The 25,068-nt window shown below is 66.2% G+C and carries 21 protein-coding genes; 15 read left to right on the forward strand and 6 right to left on the reverse strand.

The window, feature by feature from the left end; translation table 11 throughout:
• Positions 1–108 precede the first annotated feature (108 nt).
• The 10 genes from V4558_14980 (at position 109) to V4558_15025 (ending at position 13,464) form a co-directional block, all read left to right on the forward strand.
• Positions 109–3,138 (forward strand): glycoside hydrolase domain-containing protein, encoded by a 3,030-nt coding sequence (locus V4558_14980; protein MES2306805.1) that lies wholly within the window; start codon positions 109–111, stop codon positions 3,136–3,138.
• 8 nt (positions 3,139–3,146) lie between these two features.
• Entirely contained in the window at positions 3,147–4,289 is a 1,143-nt protein-coding gene (locus V4558_14985) for a hypothetical protein (GenBank protein ID MES2306806.1), read from the forward strand.
• Between the two features lie 15 nt (positions 4,290–4,304).
• Positions 4,305–4,685, forward strand: coding sequence for a hypothetical protein (locus V4558_14990; protein MES2306807.1), 381 nt, complete (start codon positions 4,305–4,307; stop codon positions 4,683–4,685).
• Complete coding sequence (locus V4558_14995; protein ID MES2306808.1) at positions 4,682–6,145, forward strand: amino acid permease; 1,464 nt, start codon at positions 4,682–4,684, stop codon at positions 6,143–6,145. Before V4558_14990 ends, V4558_14995 begins: the two co-directional genes overlap by 4 nt.
• 75 nt (positions 6,146–6,220) lie before the next feature.
• Positions 6,221–7,678, forward strand: a complete 1,458-nt coding sequence (gene guaB / locus V4558_15000) for an IMP dehydrogenase (GenBank protein MES2306809.1) — start codon at positions 6,221–6,223, stop codon at positions 7,676–7,678.
• Positions 7,679–7,851: 173 nt separating this feature from the next.
• Complete coding sequence (locus V4558_15005) at positions 7,852–9,387, forward strand: amino acid permease (protein MES2306810.1); 1,536 nt, start codon at positions 7,852–7,854, stop codon at positions 9,385–9,387.
• A gap of 98 nt (positions 9,388–9,485) precedes the next feature.
• Positions 9,486–10,991 carry an amino acid permease gene (locus tag V4558_15010; GenBank protein ID MES2306811.1) on the forward strand — a complete coding sequence of 502 codons (1,506 nt, stop codon included), beginning with the start codon at positions 9,486–9,488 and terminating at the stop codon, positions 10,989–10,991.
• 42 nt (positions 10,992–11,033) lie between these two features.
• A complete protein-coding gene (locus tag V4558_15015; GenBank protein MES2306812.1) occupies positions 11,034–12,044 on the forward strand; it encodes a bifunctional oligoribonuclease/PAP phosphatase NrnA in 1,011 nt (336 codons plus the stop codon).
• A gap of 59 nt (positions 12,045–12,103) precedes the next feature.
• Positions 12,104–12,352, forward strand: coding sequence for a NifU family protein (locus tag V4558_15020; GenBank protein MES2306813.1), 249 nt, complete (start codon positions 12,104–12,106; stop codon positions 12,350–12,352).
• Positions 12,353–12,366: 14 nt separating this feature from the next.
• A complete protein-coding gene (locus V4558_15025) occupies positions 12,367–13,464 on the forward strand; it encodes an Mrp/NBP35 family ATP-binding protein (protein ID MES2306814.1) in 1,098 nt (365 codons plus the stop codon).
• A 19-nt stretch (positions 13,465–13,483) separates the two neighbouring features.
• On the opposite strand, the gene V4558_15030 is transcribed toward V4558_15025, so the two are convergent.
• From V4558_15030 to V4558_15045, 4 genes are read right to left on the reverse strand one after another with little or no spacing between them, the layout of a single operon-like run.
• Positions 13,484–14,341, reverse strand: coding sequence for a hypothetical protein (locus V4558_15030; GenBank protein ID MES2306815.1), 858 nt, complete (start codon positions 14,339–14,341; stop codon positions 13,484–13,486).
• Positions 14,338–15,570, reverse strand: a complete 1,233-nt coding sequence (locus V4558_15035) for a polymer-forming cytoskeletal protein (GenBank protein ID MES2306816.1) — start codon at positions 15,568–15,570, stop codon at positions 14,338–14,340. Before V4558_15035 ends, V4558_15030 begins: the two co-directional genes overlap by 4 nt.
• Positions 15,557–16,144, reverse strand: a complete 588-nt coding sequence (locus V4558_15040) for a hypothetical protein (GenBank protein ID MES2306817.1) — start codon at positions 16,142–16,144, stop codon at positions 15,557–15,559. The genes V4558_15035 and V4558_15040 overlap by 14 nt, the downstream gene beginning before the upstream one ends.
• 40 nt (positions 16,145–16,184) lie before the next feature.
• Positions 16,185–16,793, reverse strand: a complete 609-nt coding sequence (locus tag V4558_15045; protein MES2306818.1) for a sigma-70 family RNA polymerase sigma factor — start codon at positions 16,791–16,793, stop codon at positions 16,185–16,187.
• A gap of 51 nt (positions 16,794–16,844) precedes the next feature.
• Here V4558_15045 and V4558_15050 point away from each other — a divergent pair, with 51 nt between their 5' ends.
• The 5 genes from V4558_15050 to V4558_15070 all read left to right on the forward strand — a co-directional run bounded on the left by V4558_15050 (position 16,845) and on the right by V4558_15070 (position 21,203).
• Complete coding sequence (locus tag V4558_15050) at positions 16,845–17,579, forward strand: ubiquinone/menaquinone biosynthesis methyltransferase (GenBank protein ID MES2306819.1); 735 nt, start codon at positions 16,845–16,847, stop codon at positions 17,577–17,579.
• The gene (locus tag V4558_15055) at positions 17,576–19,054 is read left to right on the forward strand and encodes a menaquinone biosynthesis decarboxylase (GenBank protein ID MES2306820.1); all 1,479 of its coding nucleotides are present in this window, start codon (positions 17,576–17,578) and stop codon (positions 19,052–19,054) included. Before V4558_15050 ends, V4558_15055 begins: the two co-directional genes overlap by 4 nt.
• Positions 19,055–19,067: 13 nt before the next feature.
• A complete protein-coding gene (locus tag V4558_15060; GenBank protein MES2306821.1) occupies positions 19,068–19,976 on the forward strand; it encodes a UbiA-like polyprenyltransferase in 909 nt (302 codons plus the stop codon).
• Between the two features lie 146 nt (positions 19,977–20,122).
• Positions 20,123–20,707, forward strand: a complete 585-nt coding sequence (locus tag V4558_15065) for a flavin prenyltransferase UbiX (protein MES2306822.1) — start codon at positions 20,123–20,125, stop codon at positions 20,705–20,707.
• 1 nt (position 20,708) lies between these two features.
• Positions 20,709–21,203, forward strand: a complete 495-nt coding sequence (locus tag V4558_15070; protein MES2306823.1) for a metallophosphoesterase family protein — start codon at positions 20,709–20,711, stop codon at positions 21,201–21,203.
• A 12-nt stretch (positions 21,204–21,215) separates the two neighbouring features.
• On the opposite strand, the gene V4558_15075 is transcribed toward V4558_15070, so the two are convergent.
• Both V4558_15075 and V4558_15080 read right to left on the reverse strand, forming a co-directional pair.
• Positions 21,216–23,882, reverse strand: coding sequence for a PAS domain S-box protein (locus V4558_15075; GenBank protein MES2306824.1), 2,667 nt, complete (start codon positions 23,880–23,882; stop codon positions 21,216–21,218).
• Between the two features lie 77 nt (positions 23,883–23,959).
• Positions 23,960–25,063 (reverse strand): branched-chain amino acid ABC transporter substrate-binding protein, encoded by a 1,104-nt coding sequence (locus V4558_15080; GenBank protein MES2306825.1) that lies wholly within the window; start codon positions 25,061–25,063, stop codon positions 23,960–23,962.
• Between the last annotated feature and the right edge of the window lie 5 nt (positions 25,064–25,068).

Raw genomic sequence — 25,068 nt, forward strand, 5'->3', positions numbered from 1 at the left:
GCCAGTCGGGACGTGTCAAACTAGCCGTGCCCCGGCGGGGGGGCCAATCGCCGGGGTCGGTGGTAAACTTGGCGCCAGATTCCCACCCAAGTCGCCTGGAGTCGCTGGATGCCCCGTTTGTGCAGCGCTCGACTGCTCGTCCTGGCCGCGACTCTCGCGGTCACCCTCCCCGGCATCCTCCCGGGGCAGACCGCACCGTACCGACTCGGGCGCTGGAATGCCGATTCGCTGGGCAACCAGCGCGTGGTACTTCACGTCGACTCGACCTTCGATATCGCGGCGGTCCGGGCGCGGATCGCATGGCGGCGTCGGGATCCCCTGCCGGAACGGAAGCGGATCATCGTGACGGACGCTCTGGGCAATCGGGTGAGCGACCTGGTGGCGCTTGCCGTGCGCGCTGATTCGGGCGACGTGGTCTTCCGTCCACGCGCCGGGATGGGCGAGTACTACCTCTACTATATGCCGTACACCGGATCGGTCCGCTCGAACTATCCGAAGATCAGCTACCCCGCGCCCGACTCGAGCAGCAACGGCGAATGGTTGCGGGATGTGCACACCCGGCGCGATCGGCTCCCCGCGGCGCAGACGGTCGCCTTCGAATCGGCCGACTCGATGTCGCTCATCTGGCCGATGGAAGTGACGGCGACTGCCAGTGAAGTCGCGGCCCGGCGCACGGCGGCGGGGCGCGCACCGTTCGTGGTGTTCGCCGAGGATCGCACCCGCCCGATCAAGATGACTGACGCACTGCCGCAGCGCTGGATCGGGAATGGTGCGCCGACCGGCGTGCAGGGAACGGCACAGCGCGACGAGTATTTCGCCTTCCAGTTCGGCGTCTGGGCGCTGACCTCACTCGACTCGGTCCGAGTGGAGTTCGCTGCATTGCGCGGTCCGGCCGGGCGCACCATTGCCGCTCGCGCCTTCAACTGCATCACCACCGATGGCCGCGACTGGATCGGACGCCCGTTTCATCGTCGGGTGCAGGTCCCGGCCGGTGCGGTCGGCGCCGTGTGGTGCGGTCTGATGGTGCCGCGCGACGCGACTCCCGGTCGCTACACCGGAGGTGCGGTCGTCACTGCCGCAGCCGGGAAGCGCGTGTCGGTGCCGATTGCGCTCGATGTGGCGAAGTCGATGGCCGTGCGGCACGGCGACGATGAACCGTGGCGCCTCTCACGACTTCGCTGGCTCGATTCCCGCCTTGCGGCTGAGGGCGCGCCGACACCGCCTTACGCACCGGTGCGTGGGACACCGACGGGCGGCTTCACGCTCACGGGCCGCCGGGTCGTGATTGGTGCCACTGGTTTTCCACGGCAGATCAGCTCGTACTTCGATGGTGCGATGACCGGCCTCAGTGCACGCGCTCGGCCGATGCTCAGCGGACCAGTGGCCCTCGAGGTCGCGGATGCTCAGGGTGCAGTGCTGCCCTGGCGCAGCAGTCCGGTCCGTGTCGTCTCGCAGACCGCATCCCGGGTCAGCTTTGCGGCGGCGAGTCGCGCCGGTTCCCTCGCGCTCGCCGTGCGAGGCGAACTCGAGTTCGACGGCAATCTCGAGTACACGGTGGCGCTCACGGCCGATCGCCTCACCGCACTTGGTGATGTGCGGCTCGTCCTGCCGATGCAGCGAGATGTGGCGCGCTATCTGATGGGAATGAACAGCCCGGGCGGCGCGACACCCGAGCAGTACCAGTGGGCGTGGGACGTCAAGAAGAATCAGGACGCTGTCTGGCTCGGTGATGTCAACGCAGGTGTGCAGCTCACGCTCAAGGATGAGCGATACGTCCGCCCGCTCAACACCAACTTCTACCAGCTGCAGCCGCTGGTGATGCCGCGCTCGTGGTCCAACGGCGGCAAGGGCGGCTGCACCTTCGCCACCGCCGGTACCAGCTACCGGGCGACCTGCTTCGGCGGCGCACGCACACTCGCTCCGGGCGATACCCTCTTCTTCAACTTCCGTCTGCTGATCACGCCGTTCCACACCCTCGATCCCGATACGCACTTCGGCACCCGCTACTACCACGCCTTCAAGCCGGTCGACACGGTGCGTGCCGCCGGTGCCAACCTGGTAAACGTCCACCACGCGACCAGCATCAATCCGTGGATCAACTATCCCTTCCTTCGCCCTGAGGCGATGAAGGCCTACGCCGATTCGCTCCACGCCGCCGGAATGCGCTTCAAGGTGTACTACACCGTGCGCGAGCTGACCTACCACGCGCCGGAGCTCTGGGCGCTGCGCACCCTCGGCAGCGAAGTGCTGGCCTCCGGACCGGGCGGCGGGCATTCGTGGCTGCAGGAGCACGTGCAACGCGACTACATCACCGGCTGGGTGGTGCCGGAACTCCGCGACGTCGCGCTGGTGACGAGCGGTGTCTCGCGCTGGCACAATTTCTATGTCGAGGGAATGCAGTGGCTGACCGAACATGCCGGCGTCGATGGCATCTATCTCGATGATGTGGCGTTCGACCGGACGACGATGCAGCGGATCCGCCGCGTGCTGACCTCGCACGGAACGCCGGGTGAGCGGATCGATCTCCACTCGGCGAATCAGTTCAACAACAACGATGGCTTCGCGAGCTCCGCGAATCTCTACCTCGAGCATTTCCCCTACATCGACCGGCTCTGGTTCGGCGAATATTTCAACTACGACTCGCCGCCCGACTACTGGCTGGTCGAGCTCTCGGGCATTCCCTTCGGCCTGATGGGTGAGATGCTGCAGGGTGGTGGCAATCCGTGGCGCGGGATGCTCTTCGGGATGTCGGCCCGACTTCCGTGGGCCGGCGATCCTCGGGCGCTCTGGCAGGCCTGGGATGACTTCGGCATTGCTGGTGCGAAGCTCCGCGGCTGGTGGGCGCCCGATACACCGGTGCGAACCGGACGCCCCGACGTACTCGCGACGACGTACCAGCGCCCGAAGGGGTCGCTCGTTGCTGTCGCGAGCTGGGCCAAGGACACCGTCGATGTCCGGCTGCAGATCAACTGGCGCGCACTCGGCCTCGATTCCACCAGGGTGCGCATCGTGGCCCCGGCGATCGAGGGATTCCAGCCTGCCGCCACCTTCTCTCCCGGGGAGTCGATCCCGGTGGTGCCCGGCAAAGGGTGGTTGCTCCGGCTCCAGCCCTTTGACGCGCACGCGCGGCCCCGGTAGACTGACGAGTGCACCTAACCCGCCCAGCCACCCCATTTCGCCTCTTCCTTGTCCTGGGAATTCTCTCGGGTCGTGTAGCTGCGCCGCTCGCGGCGCAGTCCAATCCGGCGAAGCCGGCAGCGGCGCAGTCCAATCCGGCGAAGCCGGCAGCGGCGCAGTCCAATCCCGCGAAGCCGGCAGGGGCGCAGGCCAACCGTCGGGTCATCACCACCGACACCGAGTTCCTCAAAGAGCCGGGCGGGACCGGCCTGGTACGACTCGGTCGCACAACGCCGGTGATCGCGGGCACGACCAAAGGGACCTGGACCGAAGTCACGGTCGAGGGCTGGATCATCGGTAACGCGATGCGCGACGACAAACGCGATGGCTTTGATGTCGCGGTCAATCTCGCCGTCGGCTCGCCCCTTCGCGCCGTGATGGGTGGCGGCGCCACGCTCGGCCTCGCCCGCGCCGGCGCGCTCTTCAATCGGGTCGAAGTGAAATCGGGATGGGTTCACGTGCGGCGCACCGGCTGGGTGCCGAAGAGCGCCGTGGGGAACGCCGACAAGCCCGCGCCACCACCGCCGCCTCCGCCGCCACCCCCGGCTGCAGCCAAGCCCGACGCGTCGAAGCCGACCGCCTCGAAGCCGGAGGCCGCACCAACGGCCGGGACCGCCAACGCTTCCGGCGTAACTGTCGCTGCAGGGACGTCGCTTACCGCCCAGCCGAATGGCCCACCGATCGGCTCACTCGAAACGCCGGTGCACGCCGAAGTGCTGGAGCACCGCGCGGGGTGGAGCCGGGTCCGGATCGAGTCGTGGGTGCGCGATGCGGCCATTGGCGTCGCCAGCAGTGGCGGCATCACGGCGGCCGATATCCGGGCCGAGCCTGACAAGTTTGTCGGGCAGACGGTGGACTGGTCGCTGCAGGTCATCGCGGTACAGAAGGCCGATGAGCTCCGGCCGGAACTGCCACTGGGGCAGCCCTATGTGCTGGCGCGCGGACCGCTCCCCGAAACCGGCTTCGTCTATCTCACCGTAAGTGCGGATGACGCAGAGAAGTTCCGGGTGCTGCCACCACTCGCGCGGGTTCAGGTGCGCGCTACCATCCGCGCCGGAAAGACCCGTTTCCTTCCGACACCGGTCCTTACCTTCGTGCGCCGGCTCGATTGAGCCAGTGGAGGCGCCGTGAATGAACAATTGAAGGAGCGGTTGCTGCGGCGCCTCGAGACCCTCTCCGACGAGCGCGGCTTCCAGGTACTCGACTATGTCGAGTTTCTCGAAAGCAAATACGCCGAGCGTGCCGCGCCCAGCAACGTCTTCTCGAAGATCACTGACACGGTGACCGATGCGATGCGTGCGGGGAAGCTCTCTGCCGATGCGATCTCCGGCACCGTGGGTCTCTTCGATGGCGCGTCCAAGGTGATGAAGGGTGTCGCATCTGCCGCGCAGGCTGTGGTGGCCGAGGCTTCGAAGACCGCCCAGACCATCACTGCACCAAAGCCGGCTGCACCGGTAACTCCACCCGACGCGACTCCACCCAACGACAGCACCGGGAGCACGACGTGAGCGAGAAGTCGACCACCGAATTCGTCCGCGGCATCGGCCCGTGGCAGGCCATCTCCCTGGTGGTCGGGACGATGATCGGCTCGGGCATCTTCATCGTCTCGGCCGGGATCGGTCGCGAGGTGAACGCGTGGGGACCTGGCGGCCTGATGCTGGTGTGGATCCTCACCGGCTTCATGACGGTAGCCGGTGCGCTGGCCTATGCCGAACTCGCGGCGATGATGCCGAAGGCGGGTGGTCAGTATGTCTTCCTGCGCGACGGCCTCAGTCCGGCGGCGGGCTTTCTCTTCGGGTGGACGCTCTTCGCCGTGATCCAGACGGGTACCATCGCCGCGGTCGCGGTCGCGATGGCCAAGTATCTCGGCATCTTCTTCCCCGCGCTCACCGATACCATCACGGTCTCGCTCGGCAGCATCCATCTTCCCGGCACGACTGACGCGATTCCGATCGGCATCTCGGCGCAGCGCATCGTCGCGATCGCAAGCATCGTGATCCTGACTGCGATCAACGCGCGCGGTGTCTCACTCGGCGCGCGGTTGCAGACCTTCCTGACCGTGATCAAGTTCGCCGCACTGGCAATGCTGGTCGTGCTCGGCCTGCTCTTCTTCCGCAATGCCAGCGTGGCGTCGGCGAACTTCGGCCAGTTCTGGGGCACGGGTGACTGGAGCATTGCCATGCTGCCCGTGATCGGCGCGGCGATGGTCGGTTCGCTCTTCTCGAGTGACTCGTGGAACAACGTCACCTTCGCTGCGGCCGAAGTTCGCGAGCCCACGAAGAACCTGCCGCGCGCGCTGGCGCTGGGCACCGGGATCGTGACGCTGCTCTACATCCTCTCCAATGTGGCGTACCTCAACGTGCTGCCATTCGTTGGCGATGCGGCCGGTGCCGACGCGGTGTCGCGCGGGATTCAGCACGCCACGCAGGACCGGGTCGGTGCGGCCGCGGTCGAGGCCATGCTCGGTTCGGTCGGTGGCCTCGTGATGGCAGGCTTCATCGTGATCTCGACGCTGGGTTGCAACGCCGGCCTCGTACTCGCGGGTCCGCGCGTCTACTACGCGATGGCCAAGGACGCGCTCTTCTTCCGCAAGGCGGGTGAACTGCACCCGGTGCATCGGACCCCGATCTTCGGCCTCGTGACGCAGGCCACCTGGGCGTCGGTGCTCTGTCTGTCGGGCACGTACAACCAGCTGCTCGACTACGTCATCTTCGCGTCGGTGCTCTTCTACTTCCTGACCACGCTGGCCCTCTTCCGGCTCCGGAAGATCCAGCCCGACCTGCCGCGCCCGGTGAAGGCCTGGGGATACCCGGTGGTCCCGGGGCTCTACCTCGTGGCGGCGGCCGGCCTGATGGTGGTCCTGCTGCTGAAGAAGCCGCTCTTTACCTGGCCGGGTCTGATCATCGTGGCCCTGGGGATCCCGGTCTACCTGATCTGGCGCAAGAAGGAGTTCCCCGCCGCCGGTTGATTTCCGGCGGCGGCGCTCGCTATTCTTCCCGATGGAAATACCACGACTGGTCCCGGCGCGACGGTGGTCGCAGCAATGACACGGCTTCGCCCGGGCTACGCCCTCACGTTCGATGACGTTCTCCTGGTCCCGCGACATTCGAGTGTCCACCCTCGAACGGTCCTGACCGCCTCCCGCTTCACTCGCACCATCCCGCTCAATATTCCGCTCGTCGCGGCTGCGATGGACACGGTCACCGAAGCCGAAATGGCAATTGCCATGGCGCGCTCCGGCGGGATCGGCGTGATCCACAAGAACATGTCGATCGATCGGCAGGCCGCCGAAGTCGATCGCGTGAAGCGCAGTGAGAGCGGGATGATCCTCAATCCGATCACGCTCGGTCCCGAGCGACCGATTCGCGAAGCGCACGCGCTGATGCGTCGCTTCCGGATTTCCGGCGTGCCGATTGTCGACGGCAATGGCCGGCTCATCGGGATCATCACCAATCGCGACCTGCAGTTCGAGTCGAGCATGGATCGACCGATCGCCGATGCGATGACCAGTGAAGGGCTGATCACCGCTCCCGTGGGCACCTCGCTCGCCGATGCCGAAGCGATCCTCGCACGGCACCGCATCGAGAAGCTGCCGGTGGTCGATGGCGATGGCGTGCTCAAGGGTCTCATCACGGTCAAGGACATCTTCAAGCGTCGCGACCACCCCGATGCCAACAAGGACCAGCACGGCCGGCTCCGCGTGGCGGCAGCGGTCGGGGCAGGGGCCGAGGCGATGGCGCGCGCCGCAGCACTCGTCGGCGCCGGTGTTGATGTCATTGTCGTCGATTCCGCGCACGGTCACTCCGATGGCGTTCTCAACACGGTCGCCGACCTGCGCGAGATGTTCCCCGATATCCAGCTCGTGGGTGGCAACATCGCGACCGAGTCGGGTGCCCGCGCGTTGGTCGAGCGTGGTGTCGATGCCGTGAAGGTCGGCATCGGCCCGGGCTCGATCTGCACCACGCGCGTCGTCACTGGTGTCGGCGTGCCGCAGATCACTGCCATTGTCGATGCGGTGCGCGGCGCCGGCGACGTGCCGGTCATTGCCGATGGCGGCATCAAGTATTCGGGCGACGTCGTCAAGGCGCTCGCGGCCGGCGCGGCCTGCGTGATGATGGGCTCGATGCTCGCCGGCACCGAAGAGAGCCCGGGTGAGAGCATCCTGGCCGAGGGCCGGCGTTTCAAGTTGATCCGCGGCATGGGATCGATGAGCGCGATGCAGGACGGCTCGGCCGACCGCTACTTCCAGGATGGGGAGGTCTCGCCGTCCAAGCTCGTCCCCGAGGGGATCGAGGGCCGCGTGCCCTACAAGGGGCCGGTCTCCGACGTCCTCTTCCAGATGGTCGGTGGGCTTCGGAGCGGGATGGGGTACTGCGGCGTGGTCGACATCGCCGCCCTGCAGCGCGACACCGAGTTCGTCCAGGTGACTTCGGCTGGCCTCCGGGAGTCGCACCCCCATGATGTCACGATCACCCGGGAAGCGCCAAATTACAGCGTCTGACTAACCGGGGGCGATCGGGCTGATCTGGCCTGATCGCCTTCCGGCGCTTACGCTTAAGTCCTGTTCCACCCCCGTACCGCTTTACCACCCAGTTCAATGCCCTGCCTGTAACCTCAACGGGAGGAGTTCTCTCCTCCGGGGTCAAAGCCGTGAGCCTGTTCCGAACCAAGTCCATGACCGAAGTGATCCCCGACGATGAGGGCGGCCCCAGCCTCAAACGCTCCCTGTCGGCCACCAACCTCGTCCTCCTCGGCATCGGCGCGATCATCGGCGCAGGCATCTTCGTCCTCACCGGCACGGCAGCAGCGAACTTCGCCGGACCCGCCATCGTCATCTCCTTCGTCATCGCGGGCTTCGGCTGTCTCTTCGCCGGACTCTGCTACGCCGAGTTCGCGTCGATGATTCCGGTGGCCGGCAGCGCGTATACCTATGGCTACGCGACGCTGGGTGAGCTGGTCGCCTGGATCATCGGCTGGGACCTGATTCTCGAATACCTCTTCGCCGCGTCCACGGTCGCGGTGGGCTGGTCGGGGTATTTCACCGCGTTCCTCTCGTCGATCGGTCTCCACCTGCCGGCTGCCTTTGCTGGCGCACCGTTCACGGTGGAGGGCACCCACACGCTGGTGCGCGCGCAGCTCTGCGTTGACCCGGCGACCGGGGGCGTTGCCGTCGATGCGGTCTCCCGCACGGCCATCACGATTGCCGACTGTGTCTCGAAGGGCTTCACGCTCGGCCAGGGTGTGCTCAATGTGCCGGCGATGCTGCTGGTGCTCGCGCTCACCGCACTGCTGGTGCTCGGCATCAAGGAGTCGGCGCGCTTCAACAACGTGATCGTGTACGTCAAGGTCGCGATCGTCTTGCTGGTGATCTTCTTCGGATCGAAGTACGTCAACACCGCCAACTGGCATCCGTTCATCCCGGTCAACACCGGCGAGTCGGGCCACTTCGGCTGGAGCGGCATCCTCCGCGGCGCGGGCGTGATCTTCTTTGCCTACATCGGTTTCGATGCCGTGTCGACGGCCGCGCAGGAAGCGAAGAACCCGCAGCGTGACCTCCCGATCGGCATTCTCGGCTCACTCGCCGTCTGTACCGTGCTCTACATCGCGATGGCGCTGGTGATGACCGGCATGGCGCACTACAGCGAACTCAACGTGGCGCACCCGGTGTACGTCGCGATCGAGAAGGCCGGTCCGGCGCTCAAGTGGCTTGGCTTCCTCGTCAACATCGGTGCCATCGCCGGCCTCGCGTCGGTTGTGCTCGTCATGCTGATGGGCCAGCCGCGCATCTTCTATGCGATGTCGCGTGACGGCCTGCTGCCGAAGGTGTTCGGCAAGGTGCACGAGAAGTACGGCACGCCCTGGATTGCCACGATCATCACCGGTGTGGTGGCTGCCATCGTTGCCGGGATGTTCCCGATCGCACTGCTCGGTGAACTGGTGTCGATCGGCACCCTGCTGGCCTTCGTGATTGTCTGCGGCGGCATCTGGGTTCTGCGCGTCAAGCGTCCGGAGCTGGAACGCCCGTTCCGCACCCCGATGGTGCCACTGGTGCCGATTCTCGGCATCGCCATCTGCGGCTACATGATGTACGGCCTCCCGGCCGACACCTGGATCCGTCTCGCGGTCTGGATGGCGATCGGTCTGGTCATCTACTTCGGCTATGGCGCGAGCCATTCCCGCCTGGGCAAGCGTGAGCGCGGAAACGCCTGACCGCTGCCTGACGTAGTTCCCTTCCGGGGCCAGTGCCCTCCGAGCACTTTTCGGAGCGTCACTGGTCCCGGCAGTCTTTCACCCTCCGGAGTTCCGCCATGAGCATCTGGGCGACCAAGTCCATTACCGCACTCCGTGCCGAAGCCGACGAGGTCGGCGAACACTCCCTGAAGCGATCGCTAAGCGCGACCAACCTCACGGCGCTCGGCATCGGGGCGATCATCGGCGCGGGCATTTTCGTCCTGACCGGACAGGCCGCAGCGCTGCACGCCGGTCCGGCCGTGCCGATCTCGATGATCCTCGTCGGCATCGCCTGTGCCTTCGCCGGGCTCTGCTACGCCGAGATGGCGAGTGCGGTGCCGGTGGCCGGCAGCGCCTACACGTACTCCTACGCCACGATGGGCGAACTGATCGCCTGGATCATCGGCTGGGATCTGGTGCTCGAGTACGCCGCTGGCGCAGCCACGGTCGGGGTGGGCTGGTCGGGACACCTGGTCGATCTCTTCAAGAACTTCGGCATCGTGTTGCCGGCGAATCTCACCAACTCGCCGACGCAGTGGTGCACTTCTGCGGAAGTGACCGCGGCAGTGGCCGGCTGCGTGCATTCGGGATTGAATCTCACCGGCGCGCTCGTCAACCTGCCGGCGGTCTTCATCGTCGCGCTGATGTCCACCATTCTGGTGATCGGCATCAAGGAATCAGCGAGCGTCAACAACTTCATCGTGGTGCTCAAGCTCCTGATCGTGATGCTGATCATCTTCGTCGGGCTCGGGCATATCACGCCGGCCAACTGGCATCCGTTCATTCCGGCGAACACCGGTCAGTGGGGCACCTTCGGTCCGTCCGGCGTGCTGCGCGGCGCGGGGATGGTCTTCTTCGCGTACATCGGCTTCGATGCCGTCTCGACGGCGGCGCAGGAAGCGAAGAACCCGCAGCGTGACCTGCCGATCGGCATCCTGGGTTCGCTGGCGATCTGCACGCTGCTCTACGTCGCGGTCTCCGCGATCCTCACCGGCATGGTGCCGTACACCGAACTCAACGTGGCGGCGCCGGTTGCCTACGCGATCGAGAAGGTCGGCGCACCGGCATGGATCCGCATCCTCATCGATGTTGGTGCCGTGCTCGGCCTCGGCTCGGTGATTCTGGTGATGCTCCTGGGTCAGTCGCGGGTGTTCTACTCGATGTCGCGCGATGGATTGCTCGGCAAGTGGGCGGCTGCGGTGCATCCGAAGTATCGCACGCCGTACCTCTCGACCATCTTCACCGGTGTGGCCGTCGGCCTCGCGACCGGCGTGCTGCCACTGCAGTTGCTGGGGCAGTTGGTGAACATCGGCACGCTGCTCGCATTCGTGCTGGTCTGCTACGGCGTGATGGTGCTGCGGAAGACTCGCCCCGATCTCGAGCGTCCGTTCAAGACGCCCTGGGTCCCGTTCGTGCCGATCATGGGCATTGTCTGCTGCCTGGGCCTGATGGCGACGCTGCCGGGCGATACCTGGATCCGGCTGATCGTCTGGTTGATCATCGGCTTTGCGATCTACTTCGGGTACGGCAAGAAGCACAGTGTGCTGCAGCAGCAGCGCGAAGCGGGGACTGTCCCGAAGTGAGCCCGTCGCGGCGAACGGGTCAGGCCTGATTACGTTTCCGGAATGACGTCAACACCTCCTACCACGACGAGCGCTGCGGCCCAACAGGTCGCGGCGCTCGTTCGTTCCGGCAGGCTCTGCCTCACGACCCATGTGAACCCCGATGGTGACGGCCTCGGCTCGGAAGTCGGGCTGGTGCATATCCTCAGGGCACAGGGGATCGAAGCCATCATCACGAACCCCACGGCGACCCCCGAGCGCTTCGACTTCCTCTTCGCTGACCTCAAGGGCGTCGACAAGTCGCAGCAGGGCGTCAAGGAACTTCGTCGCGCCGATGCGATCCTGGTGCTCGACATCGCCGACCTGAGTCGACTCGGCGGGCTCGCTGACACGGTGCGCGATCGTGGCGTTCCGGTGGGGTGCATCGACCATCACGCCAGCGCCGGAGTCCTGCCGCCCGGGCCGCGGTATGTGGACGACAGTGCGGCCGCCACCGGCGAGCTGATCTACCTGCTCGCTCGCGAGCTCGGCTGGGCGGTCCCGCTCGAAGCTGCGCGTGCGCTCTATGTGGCACTGGTGACCGACACCGGCGGCTTCCGCTTCTCGAACACCCGGCCCCGCACCCTGCAGATTGCCTCCGAGCTGCTCGCCCTCGGTGTCGACACCGAGCAGATCTACCTCGACGTCTATGCCAGTGCGCCGATCGGTCGGCCACGACTTCTCGCCGAAGTGCTGCAGACCCTCGTGGTGGAGATGCCACTGGGGCTCGCATGGGTCACCGTGCCGCCTGGCGCCCTCGAACGTCACGAGGTCGACCCCGATGACCTCGACGGGGCCGTGGAGCACGCACGCTCGATTCGCGGGGTGCGGATGGCACTCCTCTTCCGCGAGATGTCGGGGGGCCGGGTCAAGGTCTCCCTGCGCAGCGTGGGGCAGGTCGATGTGGCCGCGCTGGCCAAGCAGTTCGGTGGCGGCGGGCACACCAAGGCCGCCGGCGTGGCGATCCACGGCTCACTCGCCGAGGTGCAGGCCACGGTGCTCGCGGGAGCCCGGAAGTACCTGGCCGGGGCCTGAGATCCCCTTGTATGACCCGCTGCCCGGACTAGCTTCCCGGCACGAAAGGGAAGGTGTTCATGACGACGGAATCAGCGGTGGACGTTTTCGAGCGAATCGAGCAGGGGCTGCAGACGATCCGGCCCTATATCGCTTCCCATAAGGGGACGCTCGAGGTCATCGACTTCGACCCCCTCGAAGGGAAGCTGTTCGTGCGCCTCGGTGGCACCTGCAAGGGGTGCGCGGCCTCCACCATCACGCTTAAGCAAGGCATCGAGACCAGGCTTCGGCAGTCGGTACCAGAGGTCAAGCTGGTCGAAGCGGTCTAGAGGGATATCGCATCATGAGTGGCACCCGTGAGGCGCAGGTTCGCGCCGCGCTCGACTCTGTGTCCAATCCGCGCACCGGCACCGGCCTCGTGGCCGCCGGGATGATCAGCGACCTGGTGGTCGACGAATCCAGCGGCGAAGCCTCCTTCACCTTCCTGCTTCGGCGCGAAGATCCCGCCACGCTGGTCCGGCAGGCTCGGCAGGCGCTCACCACGGCCGGATTGCCGCAACCCAGAATCCAGGTCACCGATCCGGCGGGTCCACCCGCAACCACGCACGGCGCGCCGCAGAGTGCCGCGACGGGCGTCCCCGCGCCGACGCCAATGGAGATCGCCGGGCTGGGCAAGGTGATCGCGGTATCGTCGGGGAAGGGCGGGGTCGGCAAGAGCACGGTCGCGGTGAATGTCGCGGTGGCACTGGCGGAGCGCGGCTTCAAGGTCGGCATCATGGACGCCGACTTCTACGGACCGAACCTGCCGCGAATGATTGGCGTCTACGAGCGCCCCACGGTGCAGAACGGCCGGATCATTCCACTCGAGGCCTATGGACTCAAGCTGATGTCGATCGGCTTCCTCGTCGATCGTGATGCGCCCGCCATCTGGCGCGGGCCGATCATCACCAAGGTGATCCACCAGTTCCTGCACGATGTGGAGTGGGGCGAGCTCGACTTTCTCTTTGTCGATATGCCGCCGGGTACCGGCGACGCCCAGCTCTCGCTGGTGCAGCAGGTGCTCGTGAATGGCGCGATCATCGTGACCACGCCGCAGGAAGTCGCCGTGGGCGATGCGCTGCGCGGGGCGAAGATGTTCGAGCGGGTGAACGTGCCGATTCTCGGTATCGTCGAGAACATGAGCGGCTTCCTCGATCCGATCACCGGCATGCGTCACGATCTCTTCGGGGTCGGCGGTGGCGAGCGCCTCGCCGATGAGATCAGTTCACCACTGCTCGGCATGGTGCCGCTGCAGCAGGGGCTGGCTTACTCGGCCGACCAGGGCGAACCGATCGTGGTGGCCGCGCCGAACTCGGCGGCGGCGGTGATGCTGCGGGAGATTGCCGACAAGGTGGTCGATCGAGTTCGTGCGGTGGGAATGGTGTTGCCAGTGCTCGAGTAAAGGCGCAGGCGGGAGTGGGTCAGCGCGCTCCGACCCACTCCACGTTCACGCCGGCCATCGAAGTCTTGAGCTCGATGGTGAGTTTCCGCGGCGCGATGGAAAATCCTTCGGTGCTCCAGACGTTACCGCGCTTTATCAGTCCTTCGACATCGAGCGAGGTAAGGAAACGCCCTGCGGTAATCTGCAGACCCACGCCACGCGGCACTCGCAGCGTGAGCGTTCCCATGGACAGCGCGACCGCCACGGCAGAGTTCCGGCGCCACTCCCCTTCAAAACCAAGCGTCGCGCGGCCAACGCCGCCCTCGACCGTGATCTCGTCGCAGCCAGCGTTGGCGAGTTGGCGGACGTCGAGTTCTGACGCGCCGACCGTGAAAGACGCCTTGCGGCATTCACCCTTCGTCGGCCGCGAAAAGGTGAGCGAGCTGCGAGTGGCGCCGCTCCAGATGGCGAGATCGACGAGCGTGGTGCCGCCGAGATCCATGGTGGCGTCGGCAGCGCCGAGATTGGCAGTAAACGAGAGCGGAATGTCGGGAGAGAACTCGAAACGCCCGGTCTGATCGAGCTGCGCGCGCGAGGTGACGCGCACTCCGCCGCCGCCGACCGCCTCCAGGCCGAGATGCAGGATCCCGGTGCGCGCGTCGTAGTCCTGCACCGGGGCGGCGCGCTCGGCATCGTAGCGCAAGACGGCGCGGTAGAGACTCCCTGACGAACCGGGCTGGACCACCACACGCCCTGCCCCGAAGTCGAGGGTCGCTCGCAACATTCGCTCGCCAGCGGCGGGGCGGGTCGCGTTGAAGCTCCGCATCGTCTGCGCCGAAAGCGTGTTGGCGGTCGCAACCACCATTGCCAGCACCAGCGCGCGCTGAGGCAGCTTCACGCCTCGGGCTCCGTGCTCGGCCGCTTCACCGCCGGCACACCGAACTGTGGTGTGGCCCAGAGGTATTCATCAGTGAGCATCTCGGGCGGCACGATCCGGCCGGCGAAGTGTTCCCGAATTCCGCCGCGCGAAAGCAGCGCCGCACCGAACCCGACCGTACCGACGAACCAGGTTCCGATAGCGGCGGCGGAAAGGATCAGCCCGCCAGCAATCGGCACCCAGCCAAAGAGCACCCACGCGAGCCAGCTGACGCCGAGCGCCATCAGGCCAGTGAGCAGGTAGCGGTAGGCATTGGGTGAAACCCGCAGCCCTGCCGCCATCCGACGCCTCGTGATGGTCTCGCCCATTGCGTGCGCTACGGCGAGAACGCCACCAAGCACCGAGACGATCGCCAGCAGGGTGTAGACGACGATTCCGAAGGGCACCAGCAGCGCGCCGGCCACCGTAAGCACGAGCCCGACCACCAGCATCCCGAAGGTCGGGAGAATCAGGACCTCGCCGAGCAGCCCTACCACGAAGGCCCTCCCGAACGAGTGCATCACCGTATCGGAGACGATCTCGAGGTTAGGTCGCCCGAAGGTCACGAGTCCGAAGCCAAGCGTGAGGAGCACGAGGAAGACACCGACAAATCCGGCCGCACGACGTGCAATGACCGAGGCGATCGACGGCGTATCTGCCGGCGTCGTGATCGGAACCGCTTCGAGTGATTGCTGGGCGCCGGTGATATTGCCGCCGACCTCACGCACGTGCCCGCCGATCGCGAGCACATCGCCCACCACCGAGCCGCCGGGGTGCACGATGATGTCGCCATCGAGTGCGACGATGTTCCCTTCCACCCGGCCGTGCACGTCGACATCGCCCTCGAGTACCACGACGTGTCCGTGAATATTCTCGGCGGAGCCAACGGAGTAGTGCCCCAGGCGAGCGGTACCGCCGACGACGGTGAGCCGGGTTTCGTCGATCGGACGCCGCAATGCCGTGCGCAACTGGCGCTCGAGCGCGGCTGGCTGATCGAGTTTTGCGGGATTGACGGTGGGACCCTGAGGATCGGCCACCGCCACGGCCTGTGGCGCGACGTCCGGTCCTGGAATCAGGATCGAGGGGAGGAGATTCTTGACCCGCCCGGACAGCTCGCCCACCACACCACGCCGATCGGCCGCCTCGAGGCGGCTTGCGGAGATCAGCGCAATGACTAGGAGGAGGGCGGCTGCTCCCTTACCAGCCCGCATCGGTCGCGGGCTCGGTGAGGAGGCGACGCAGTCCGACGAGCGCGAGGGCGTAGGTGCCGAGGGCACCGACCAGCACCGGGAAGGCACGGGTCGGGGTGGCGAGGGCGTCGCGGACGCCGCCGAACCACGGCTGCTCTGCCGTGTTCGCGGCGATGGTCTGCAAGGTGATCCAGAGCGACTGCCCGGCGTCGGCGACAGTAGGAGCCGACCAGCCGAGGGCGGCGGCCGGATGCGCGACCGCCCAGGCCAGACAGGCGGCCAGCGCGCCACCCGTGGCGACCGAGGCGACCAGGACCCGCCGACGAGCCGAGCGCTCCCGGGCCGAAAGGACCCAGGGGAGATCGGCCAGAACCGGCCGGACCTGGACTTTCGCCATCACGTGATCGGCGAACTCGGAGGAAGGCTCCCAAGTGGGGAGGCCGCCCAGCGCCGTGACCAGACGGGCGTCGAGTTGACCGAGCGCGACGCACGTCGGGCATGTCGCAAGGTGCGACATCGCCCGCGGCGAGCCGGCACCCACCAGCAGGGCGTCGAGTTCGTCTTCGGTCAGGTGATCCAGAATTACATCGCTCATAACAGGGCCCTCGTACGTCGATTTGGTAGTACGGGTTTCATCACTCACGGGTATCAGCCAGCAGGATCCGGAGCTCGTTACGGGCCCGGTGGATATAGGTCTTCACAGTGCCCAGCGGGAGATCGAGCATCTCGGCGATCTCTTCATACGGACGGCCATCGATGTGACGCAGGATGATGCAGCTGCGGTATTCGGGGCGGAGCTGATTGATCGCGACTTCGATCTGGGAGCCGAGTTCGCGCGAGGCGACCTCATCGAGTTGATTCTCGGCGCCATCGCCGATCTGAAGCGTGGTGGCCTCGATGGCGTCGGCGCTCTCCGCGTGGGGCGAGCCATCGAGCGAGAGGGTGTTGAGGCCACGGCGCCGGAGATGATCGATCGACGCGTTGTTGGCAATCTTGAAGATCCAGCTCGAGAACTTGTATTCGGGGCGATAGCTGTCGATGGCGTTGAGGACCTTGATGAAGGTCTCCTGAGTCAGGTCCTCGGCCAGTTCGCGGTCACGGACCATCCGGTACACCAGCGAGAAGACGGGACGCTGATAGCGGCGGATGAGCTCGCGGTAGGCCGACTCGCGCCCCTGAACCGCGTGGCGAACCACGTCCTGGTCGGAGAGGACCTGATAGGCGGCAGGCGACAGGCCGCTCACGCGAGGCCTCGCGTTGCCACGGCGTTCGCGAAACCGGTAGCTTTGAGGACAATGCCTGTCATCGAGCAGCCCTTACCGGTCACCGGTGGTGACGCCAAGCGCGAATACGTCCGCGAGGTGTTCACCGGGATCGCGCCACGTTACGACCAGCTGAACCATCTTCTCTCGCTCAACGCGGACCGGCGCTGGCGCCGAGCCGCCGTCAATCTCCTGGGCTGGGAGGCGGAACCGGGCGGCAGGTATCTCGATCTCTGTGCGGGAACGCTCGATCTCGCCGCCGAGCTGGGGAATCGCCCCGGCTTCGAAGGAGAGGTCATCGCGGCGGATTTCGTGCCGGCAATGCTGGTGCGCGGGGCGGGGAAATCGGCCCGGGTTCGGCCCGCTGCCGCCGACGCGCTGCGCCTCCCGTTTGACGACGGGATCTTTGCTGGAGCCACCGTTGGCTTTGGCGTGCGCAATCTGATGGACCTGGATGCCGGGCTCCGGGAAGCGGCGCGCGTTCTGGCGCCTGGCGCGCGATTCGTGGTGCTGGAATTCACGGTGCCGCACTGGCAGCCGCTGCGGGCACTCTATCTCGGCTATTTCCGCCACGTGCTGCCGCGCATCGGCCGGCTCGTGTCGAAACATACGAGCGCCTACGACTGGCTACCAGCGTCGGTGCTCGCCTTTCCCGATCCACCGGCCCTCGCCGCCCGGATGGAGGCCGCCGGCTTCGCGTCGGTACGCTGGGAACTCCTCTGGGGCGGGATTGTCGCCCTCCACGTCGGGGTCCGGAAACCACTATGACACTTGAGTCCCTCCCTGAGTTCATTGCGGCGATTGACCGCCTCGGTCACCTGGTCCGGATTCGCCAGCCCGTGCGCACCCACCTCGAGATTGCCGAGATCGCCGACCGGACGATGAAGCTTCCCGGTGGCGGGCCAGCGTTGCTCTTTGAACGCCCGGTGATGCCCGATGGTCGCGAGAGCAGCATCCCGGTGGCGATCAATCTCTACGGCTCTCACGAACGGATGCGGCTGGCCATGGGTGTCGGCGCGCTCGACGAGATCGGCGACCGGATCAGCGAGATGGTCAACATGAAGGTTCCCGACGGGCTGATGGGAAAGCTCTCGATGCTGCCGAAGCTGGCGGAAATGTCGAAGTTTCCGCCGCGCACCAGGTCGGGTCGGCCGCCCTGTCAGGAGATCGTGCTGCAGGGAGATGAGATCGACCTCGACACTATTCCCTTCCTTCAGACCTGGCCCGACGACGGCGGCCGCTACATCACCCTGCCGATGGTGATCACCCGCGACCCGGGTCGGGGCACTCGCAATGTCGGGATGTACCGGGTGCAGGTGCAGGGAAAGCGCGAACTCGCGATGCACTGGCAGCGCCACAAGACCGGCGCCGCGCACTGGCGCGAGATGGCCGAGCGGGGCGAGACGATGCCGGTGGTGATTGCCCTCGGCGGCGACCCGGTGAGCGTCTATTCGGGTTCGGCGCCACTGCCGCCCGGGATCGACGAATTTCTCTTTGCCGGTTTCATTCGCAAGCAGCCGGTGGAACTTGCGCGAGCGGTCACGTGCGACCTCGAGGTCCCGGCCGAAGCGGAGATCGTGATCGAGGGCCACATCGACCCGCGCGAGGCGCTGGTGATGGAAGGGCCATTCGGGGATCACACCGGCTTCTATTCGCTCGCTGATCTCTATCCGCGAGTGCACGTCACGGCCGTGACGATGAAGAAGAAGCCGGTGTATGCGGCCACGCTCGTCGGCCGGCCGCCGATGGAGGATTTCTACCTCGGCCACGCCACCGAGCGGATCTTCCTGCCGTTGCTGAAGCTCACGGTACCCGAGATCGTCGACTACCACATGCCGGCCGCCGGCATCTTCCACAATCTGGTGTTTGTGAGCATCAACAAGCAGTATCCCGGTCAGGCCTACAAGGTGATGCACGCGCTCTGGGGTCAGGGACTCATGTCGCTGTCCAAGGTGCTGATCATCGTCGATCACGATGTCAATGTGCAGGACAGCGAAGAAGTCTGGTGGATCGCCCTCAACAACATCGACCCGAAGCGGGATACCGAATTTGCGCGCGGGCCGGTGGACGTGCTTGACCACGCCTCGCAGGCGTTCACCTTCGGCAGCAAGATGGGAATTGACGCGACGCGGAAATGGCCAGAAGAAGGCTTTACCCGGGAGTGGCCCGAGAAGATCGTGATGGACGACGAGACCAGGGCGAAGATTGATGCGATCTGGTCGACGCTCGGCATCACGGGATGATGGATGATGGATCATGGATGATGGATCTGTGAGCAGGGAGGGGCAGACGTTTGCCGGCGGTTCGGCGCTGGCGCGCTGGGCGAGCTTCGTCAAGCTGCCGCACACGCTCTTCGCGTTGCCTTTCGCGCTGGTCGGTGTGCTCGCGGCGTCGCAGGTAGCTACCATCACGGCGCCGGTGGTGCTCTGGGTCGTGGTCGCCTTCTCAGCTGCCCGCTTCGCGGCGATGGGATTCAACCGCATTGTCGATCGGCGATTCGATCACGAAAATCCGCGCACTCGCGCCCGCGAGATACCGGCAGGGAGCATCAGCGTGGCTCAGGCCTCGATCGCCGTGGCTGCGGCGGCAGCGCTCTTCGTCTTCGCCGCATGGCAGCTCAATCCGCTCTGCTTTGTACTCGCTCCGGTGGCCCTCTGCTGGGTGCTCTGTTACAGCTATGCCAAGCGGTTCACCCACTGGCCGCACCTCTGGCTCGGGCTGTCGCTCGCGATCGCCCCGGTGGGTGGCTGGCTCGCCGTGGCGGGCGCGTGGAGTGAGCCGTGGTGGCTCCTCGCGCTGATCACGATCGCGGTGATGACCTGGGTGGCCGGCTTCGACATCTTCTATGCCCTCCCCGACGAAGGGTTCGACCGCGACCAGGGGCTGCGCAGTGCCGTGGTGCGGCTCGGCGTCCCGCGCGCGATCTTCCTTGCCAAGCTTCTCCACGGGATCACGATCCCCGCGCTCGGCATCTTCGGCTGGTTTGCCGGGTTCGGGATCTGGTACTTCGTCGGCGTCATCGTCGCCGCCGGCATCCTGGCGTGGGAGCATCAGCTGGTGAAGCCGGATGACCTGTCGAATCTCGACGCCGCGTTCTTCACGATGAACGGAGTGATGAGTCTTACCGTCTTCGGGTTTGCGCTTGTTGACGTACTGACACGATGACAGATGACAGATGACTGATGACTGATGACAGATGACTGATGACTGAGCATGGATGCTGGCACATCCGCCATCCACGTTTCGTCTCGGCCCAATATCCGTCATCCGTCATCTGTCATCCGTCATCCATCATCCTCCTGAGGATCTGAATGCCGCAGCTACCCCTGGTTTTCGCCATCACCGGTGCCTCCGGCGCTCCCTACGCGGTTCGGCTGCTCGATATTCTTGCGCGCAACCAGGTTCCGACCGATCTCATCGTGTCGGGCCACGGCTGGCGGTTGCTCGAGACCGAATCGGGGATCGCCGATGAAGCGGCCTTGCGCGCAGCGACCGGCGGCGACTGGCGGAGCATCACGGTCCATCCCGACAACGATCGCGGCGCGAAACCGGCCTCGGGCTCCTATCGCACGCAGGGGATGATCATCTGCCCGTGCTCGATGGGAACGGTTGCCGCCATTGCCGCGGGAACCTCGCGCTCGCTGGTGGAGCGTGCTGCCGATGTGATGCTCAAGGAGCGACGCAAGCTCATCCTCGTGCCACGTGAGACGCCGCTCTCGCTGATTCATCTCCGTAACCTCACCACGGTGACGGAAGCGGGCGCCGTGGTGATCCCCGCCGCTCCCGGGTTCTACCATCGTCCCGCGGCGATCGCCGACCTGGTGGACTTCATGGTGCAGCGGATGCTCGATCAGCTGGGACTCGACATTCCTCTGGGCCCGCGCTGGGGAGGGTAACGTGCGACTGGGGATCATTGCCGACACGCATGGCCTGCTGCGACCCGAAGTCTTCGAGGTCTTCGCGGAGGTCGATCACATCCTCCATGCTGGTGATCTGGGGCCGCTCGATCTGCTCACCGAACTGGAGGCGATTGCGCCGGTCACTGCGGTCTTCGGGAACACCGATCTGCCCGAGGTACGCGCCCGGCTGCCGCGAGTCGCGCGCATCCAGCTCGACGGCTTCGAGATCGTGGTGACGCACGGTGATCAGTTCGGTCGCGGGGTACCCAGCGAGGAGTTGCACGAGGCGTTCCCGGATGCGGAGATCATCATCCACGGGCACACCCACATCCCGAAGCTGGAACTGGTCGATGTCGTGGTGACGGTGATGAATCCGGGAGGCGCGGGGCCACGCCGATATGACATTCCGGCTTCGGTGGGAATCCTGGAACTCGAGGCGGGAATCCCGCCGCGCGGGCGACTGGTGCCGCTCACGGCGGCCGACGAGGACTGAACGGAGCGGGCGTTACACCTGGTGGGTGATCTGCGCCGCCACCACCCGCGAGAGCATGTTGAGGTCGTACGGCTTCTGGATCACCTCCGAGAAGCCATCCGCGGTGAGTTCCTGCGGGGTCGTGCCATCCACGAAACCCGAAGCGAGCACGATCCGGAGATCGGGGCGCAATGCGCGGATCTTGCGGCACGCCTCACGCCCCGTCATCCGCGGCATGTTGCCATCCATGATGACGAGGTCGAATGGCGTCACGGCGTCCGTCACCTTTTGCAGCGCTTCCTCGCCATCGGCCGCGACGGTCACGCCATAGCCCAGCCGCTCCAGCATTCTCCCGCCAACTACCCGGATCAGCGGTTCGTCGTCGACCAGGAGGATGTGACCCTTGCCGCGCGTCGGCTGGTCCAGCGCCACCTCCGGACTCGCGACGGCCTCGGAGTGGACCGGCAGATAGATCGTGATCGTGGTGCCTTCACCCATGGTGCTCTCCACTTCGATATGTCCCTGGTGAGATCGCACGGTGCCATAGACCATCGCGAGGCCCAGGCCCGTCCCCTGGCCTGGAGGCTTGGTCGTAAAGAACGGTTCGAAGAGTCGTGCCAGAACATCGTTCGACATTCCCGTGCCCGTATCGCGCACCTCGATGCCGACGTATTCGGTATCGAGCGTGAGTCGCGGGTTGCGTGCGAGGAAAGGGGCATCGGCCAGGAGACGGTAGGTCCGGAAGGAGAGGGTGCCCCCGCCGGGCATCGCGTCGCGCGCGTTGATGGCGAGGTTGAGGAGCGCGTTCACCAGCTGATTGTGGTCGCAGTGAACGTTCACCGGCGGCGTCGAGAGTTCGAGCCGCACCGCGATCCGGCGATCGAGGGTACGCTGCATCAGGGCCGCCGCCTCGGTCACGACCCGGTCGAGCGACACCGGCCGGGCCTCGAGCGGTTCGTTCCGCGCAAAGGCCAGCAGGTTGCGGCTCAACCCGGCGCCCCGCTCAGCGGCCGAACGAATCGCGGCGGCGTCGTCGTGGATCGCCTGTGCACCCACGCCCGGCTCCTGCAACATGTCGGCATAGCCGATGATCGCGGTCAGGAGGTTGTTGAAGTCGTGGGCGATTCCCCCGGCGAGCCGGCCGACCGCTTCCATCTTCTGCGACTGACGCAGTTCCTCTTCCAGCAGTTTGCGGTCCGTGACGTCCTGCACGACCGTGATCGCGAACGAGGGCGCGCCCGGTGAAACCACCATCGCGGAGGTGATGTTGGCCCACGCGACGCTGCCATCCACACGGAGGTAGCGTTTTTCCCGCTGCATGACCGCTGTCTCGCCCTCGAAGAGCTGGCGCGCCTGTTCGGCATCGCCGGCGATATCGTCGGGGTGCGTGACCTCGGCAGTGCGACGACCGACAACCGCATCGGGCGTGGTGCCGAGGATTGCCGCGAAGGCACGGTTGACCTGCAGATAGCATCCTTCGGTCGAGACTTCCGCCATCCCGACCGCGGCTTGCTCGAAGGCGCCGCGATAACGCGCCTCGCTGGCGGCGAGCGCGGCCTGGGCGCGCTGACGCTCGGTGATGTCCCGGAGAAAGACGCTGTACTCGGTGCCTTGCCCGGCTTCGTGCAGCGGGGTGATGGCGACCTCCACCGGGACCAGCGCCCCAGTACGCGTCCGGGCAAGGCGCTCGAATCTCTGGTTGATCGTCGAGCCTTCGAGCAGGGAGGGCGTCACCGCGAACTCGCCGGTGCCGGGGCTCGGACTGAGCAACTCGTTGAAGTTCTGCCCGACCGCGTCGGTCCGGCTCCAGCCCAGCACCTCCGTCGCCTGCGGATTCCATTCGCGCACGATGCCATCGGCATCGATCACGACGACGGCATCGAGTGCGGCCTCGAGGATGCGCCGAGTCCGGGCCGCGGTGCGCAACAGGGCGCGCTCTTCTTCCTCGGCGGCCCGCTGGCGCAGCAGCGCCGACATCCGGTTGAAGTGCTGTGTCAGCCGCCCGAGTTCATCCTCGTTGGGTGCCGACAAGGTCACCGCGAGGTCGCCGTAGGCAATCCGCGCGAGCCCGAGGTCGAGCGACGCGAGCGGCGCATAGAGTCGGCGATGCAGGAAGAGGCCGACGACCACGAAAAGAATGCAGCCACCGACCATCCAGAGCGCGACGAAGCGTGCGGCCGCACGCGCCGTGTCGGCGAGGAGGGCTTCGTGGCGATTGACGTTGCCGAGCGCGAGCATCGTGGCGTTCGCGAGATCGGCCGCCAGCGGCGCATCGAGCGTGTCGGCCTGCTTCATGAAGGCAGTGGCCGAAGGGACATCACCGAGTTCCATCGCGGCAATGGCGGCGAGCATTACCGAACCGAGATTCCCCTCGTGTACCCCGGCACTGATCAGTGTGGCTCGGAACTCGAGCGGAACTCCCTCGGGCCATGCCTGCGTGGTGAAGCCGCGCGGCGCCTCCAGCAACGCCTGCAGATTCAGGCGATGTCCCTCCAGCGTGTCCAGCGGCCCCGGGCCATGGCCGTCGCGTGTCACGCCGAGGAGCCGCCAGAGGTCGGTCATGATGTCGTCGAGGTGCTCGGCGCGGCGCGAGCTCTCGGTGAACTCCTGCAGGACCGTGGCGCTCTGCTGCTGCAGCCGCTGGGCCGCCGGGCCGAGGCGGAAGGCCACCACGAAACCCACGGCCGCGACATAGAGCAACGCGAGGACACCAATCGCGGACAGCGTCCAGCGAAGTGAAGGCGATCGACGGAGCAGTCGCGGCCGGGTCCCCGCGGTCAGGGGATCGCCTCAAGCGTTGGACGCACCAGGTGAAGCAGCGAGCGCCGTTCGGTGTCGAAACTGATCGGGCCCGTCACGCCGGCGAAGGGCGGTCGGGTGCGGCCCAGCGACACCAGCCACTGACGCACCGCCTGACGGTTGGCCCCGGCTTCGCGCGTTGCGGCGATGAGCACCTGATAGGCGTCGTAATAGAGCGCGTCACCAGCGTCGGGCGGATGCCCGAGGTATCGCTCGGCTCGCGCGATGAAATCGCGGTGCGAGGCGTCGCCATTGGACGGGTCCCAGAAGGTCACGCTGCCAAACTTCGCGCGAACATCGCGCGGCAGTCCCTGTACCTCCGCCGAATGGAGCGTGACGCCATCGCCAGCCAGAAACTGGACCTCCGGCAAGGCAGCGCTGATCGGCAAGATCAGGCAGTTCATGGTATTGCTGCGCAGCGCAAGCACAACGACGTCGGGGCGGTGCCGGGCCAGTGCGGCGAGTGCCGTCGTGCGATGGAGCGGTTCAGCGCGGATATCGGTGCACGGCCGATCAGGGACCCGTACCTTGTCGACCTCGGTCACTCCGCGCCGCTGCAGCGCGGCACTGACGCCGTCGCGCAGCCCGACGCCGTACTCGTCGCCACCGTAGAGAATGAGCACCGAGCGGCTGTGGAGCGAATCAATGGCGACGTCGGCGAGGAAGGCGCCCTCGACCGAATCGTTGGGGACCATGCGAAAGGTCCATTCGCCGGCGCTGCTGAGCCGTCGACTGGTCCCGGTGGGAACGATCTGGGGGATGCCGGCAGGATTGTAGACGTTCGCCGCGAGCAGCGACTCTCGACTCCCCGAATGCCCGACCACGGCGACAATGCGGTTGTCGGCGGCATAGGTCATCGCCTGCTCCGTTTCGCGACGAAGACCGCCCCCAAGGCTCGCCGACCACCGGACAACGGTGATCGGCGGGTTCAGGTGGAGCGAATCGAGTTCCTGGTCGACGAAGTCGACGATGCTGGGGTGGATCGCCGATCTCGGGTCGCCTGAACCGAGGAGTACGGGGGCCTGCATGTCACAGGCAGCGGCGCCGAGGAGCGCCAGCAGAACAGCAGGGAGGCGACTCACGCTGA

It is taken from the genome of Gemmatimonadota bacterium (assembly GCA_040388535.1).
Classification (GTDB): Bacteria; Gemmatimonadota; Gemmatimonadetes; order Gemmatimonadales; family GWC2-71-9; genus Palsa-1233.